This window comes from Streptomyces sp. adm13(2018) (assembly GCF_008042145.1).
Taxonomy (GTDB): Bacteria; Actinomycetota; Actinomycetes; order Streptomycetales; family Streptomycetaceae; genus Streptomyces.
The window spans coordinates 1-2,887 of the sequence record NZ_RDBH01000307.1 but is presented as its reverse complement, the minus strand read 5'-3'; the positions used below and the strand labels follow the sequence as shown (position 1 = coordinate 2,887).

Here is a 2,887-nt window from a genome sequence, read left to right as displayed (position 1 = left end):
CGCGCGCACCTCGCCTCGGCCGCCGTGGTGTCCCGGTGAAGGGCCAGGAACGTGGAGAGCCCCATCGAGTCGCACAGGGTCATGCGGGCGCAGTCGAGGTGGACGTCGCCGGGACCGGCGGCCGAGGCGAGGTGCGCGCGCACGGCGGTCAGCAGCTCGTCGGTGGCGTCCCAGGTGAGGTCGCCGGCGAGCTTCACGCGGAGGGCGCCGTCCCCGCCGGTGGTGGCCTCCAGCTCGAAGTCGGTGTCGGGGAGGTCGGAGAAGGCGGTCATGCGTGGAGTCCTGGGGCCTGAGCGGGTACGCGGGTCAGCGCGCGGCGACCGGCCGTGAGGTGGGCCTGCGCGCGGGGGAAGTCGTGCTGGGCGTCGGCGAGGAGGTCGAGCGCGCCGAGCAGGGCGCTGTTCGGGACACCGCGGGCCGCGAGCACTCCCGCGGTCCAGGTGAGGAATCCGGTGAACAGTTCCGGGTCGTCGACGTAGAGGGACGCGCCGAGGAAGTCGATGATGTGGGCGATGTCCTCCGCGGTCCGCTCCCGCTGCTCGTCGCTGTAGGCGGCCATGGCCGGGACCTTGGCCTCCAGGCCTTCGAGGACCTCGCGGGTGAGCTGGATCCGGGCGCGGCTGACGAGGGTGTACTCCTGGTCGAGGAGATGCGGCAGATGGTGGTCCGGATCGGCCATGGCCTGTCTGGGCGGCCCCAGACCGCCTGCGAGGAGGGAGGCCGCGGCCCGGGCGTCGGACGCCCATCCGTCGGCGCCGAACAGGCGGGCGTACCGGCCGTCGGGGCCGAAGGCGGCTCCGCCGACGATCACGGGGATCCCGACGGCCTGGACGGCGGTGACGGCCGCGTGGGCCGTCGGCAGGCGGACGGGCAGTGACGAGGAGAGCGCGACGACGTCCGTCGCGCTCTGGTGCACGTGAGCGATCAGGTGCGGGGTGGGGACGTGTGCCCCGAGGTAGTCGACGGCGAAGCCTCGGGCGCGGAGCACCTCGGCGAGGAGGCGGGCGGGGAAGGCGTGCCATTCGCCGTCGACGCAGGCGACGGTGACGTGTCGGCGGAAGGTGCCGGGGGTGTCCCGGTCCGCGGGGAGGTCGGGCGGGGTCCGGTGGGCGAGTGCGGAGATGACCCGGTCCTGGATCGCCGTCACCGCGTGCTCCTGGGCGACGCTCATCCGGCCGGCCGCCCATTCGGCGCCGACCCGGGCCTGTACGGGGCCGATGACGTCGAGCAGGACGTCCTCCAGGGGCGCACCGGCGTCGCAGGCGGCGAAGACGGCCTCGGCGGCTGCCCGCTCGTTCCTGGCGCCGAGGGCCGCCCACAGTCGCTCCCGGACGTCGGCGAGGTCCGGCCGGGCGATCATGGTCTCTGTCGTCATGCGGTGTACCTGCCCCGGGTGCGTCCGTTGACCGCGGTCAGATGGGTGGTGTGCGGGGCGGTGATCGCCACGATCGCCATGTCGTCGTGCGGTCCGCCGCCGACCCAGTCGCCGGCGAGCATCTGGACGCGCTCGACGACGGCTTCGGCCGACAGTCCGACGCACTCGGCCAGCGCGGTCCGCAGGCGCCGCTCGCCGAACATCGTCGATCCGAGGGGCCCGCCGCGGGCCTCGGTGATCCCGTCCGTGTAGAGCAGGCACGTCTCCCCCGGCGCCAGGTGCACCGTCACGGACCGGGAGGTGACCTCCGGTAGGACGCCCACGAGGGTTCCGCCCGTGTCCACCTCCTCGACCTCGCCCGTGCCGCGCAGGATCAGCGGTACGGGGTGGCCCGCGCTGGTCAGCCGGAGCCTGACCCGTCCTCCCGAGCGCCGCACCGAGGCCAGGACCAGGGTGGCGAAGCGGGTGTGGCGGGCGGTCAGGAGGGCGCCGTTGAGCAGCTTCAGCACGTGCTGGTGGTCGTCGGCGAGGGGCAGCAGGGCGTGCAGGGTGCTGCGGATCCGGCCGGTGAGGACGGCGGCGTCGAGTCCCTTGCCGCACACGTCGCCGAGGACGGCGAGCGATTCCTGCTCGGCGTCGGCGCCGGGGTGGACGTCGTAGAAGTCGCCGCCGATCCGCTCGGTGTCCTGGGAGGTGCGGTACCCGCCGGCGAAGTCGACCCCGTGGACGTGGTGGAGCTGCGGGGGGAGGAGTTCGGCGATCAGGGCACGGGTGATGCCGGCCTGCTCCGCGTACATGCGGGCCGCCGAGAGGGCGGCGCCGGCGCGCGCGGCGAACAGCCGGGCGAAGAGTTCCTCGGAGGCGTCGAAGGCCGAGCGGCCGGCGCGCCGCAGCAGGATGAGGGCTCCGGCGGGCACGCCGTGGCCGGGCAGGGAGGTGATGGAGACGGGTCCCGGGATGCCGTCGAAACCCTCGGGGACCGCCCAGTCCGGCAGGTCGGCGGGGTCCAGCCACCGGGCGGGTACGCGGGGGAATCCCTGGAGGGCCTCGGACAGGCCGGGAACGGCCGCGGGGTCCAGCCGCAGGGGGCGCGCGGTGATCCGGTCCCCCACGGCGGTCACCACGCCGTACCGATTCTTCGCGGGCGGGGAGATGACCATCGCCGCGTCGGCGAGGTGGGCGGCGGCGAGCAGGGCCACCCGCTCCAGACAGCGCTGGGGGTTGAGCGAGGACAGCAGCTGGGTGGAGGCCTCCGACAGGAGCGCGGCGCGCTCCCGCTCGGTTCTCAGGGCGTCCTCGGCCGCGGTGAGGTCGGAGTCGTCGACGAGCCACCAGGCCACGTCGCCGTGGCCGGACTCGGTGGGGTGGGCCCGCAGGAGCCGGCCCTCGTGGTTGCCCCGCAGTGCGGGGCCGGCCGCCCGGGCGGGCGTCGTCTCGGATCTGGGCCGCGGGGGGCGCAGTGCGGGGCCGGCCGCCCGGGCGGGCGTCGTCTCGGATCTGGGCCGCGGGGGG

At 75.1% G+C, this 2,887-nt stretch carries 3 protein-coding genes; all 3 read right to left on the bottom strand.

Features of this window, described 5'->3' with window-relative positions; translation table 11 throughout:
• On the bottom strand, nucleotides 1-272 hold a 272-nt coding region (locus EAO70_RS36935), incomplete at its 3' end, for an STAS domain-containing protein (RefSeq protein WP_148007137.1).
• Nucleotides 269-1,375, bottom strand: a complete 1,107-nt coding sequence (locus EAO70_RS36930; RefSeq protein ID WP_148007136.1) for a B12-binding domain-containing protein — start codon at nucleotides 1,373-1,375, stop codon at nucleotides 269-271. The genes EAO70_RS36930 and EAO70_RS36935, both read right to left, overlap by 4 nt.
• The coding region (locus EAO70_RS36925) for a PP2C family protein-serine/threonine phosphatase (RefSeq protein WP_148007135.1) at nucleotides 1,372-2,887 on the bottom strand (1,516 nt) is incomplete at its 5' end. The genes EAO70_RS36925 and EAO70_RS36930, both read right to left, overlap by 4 nt.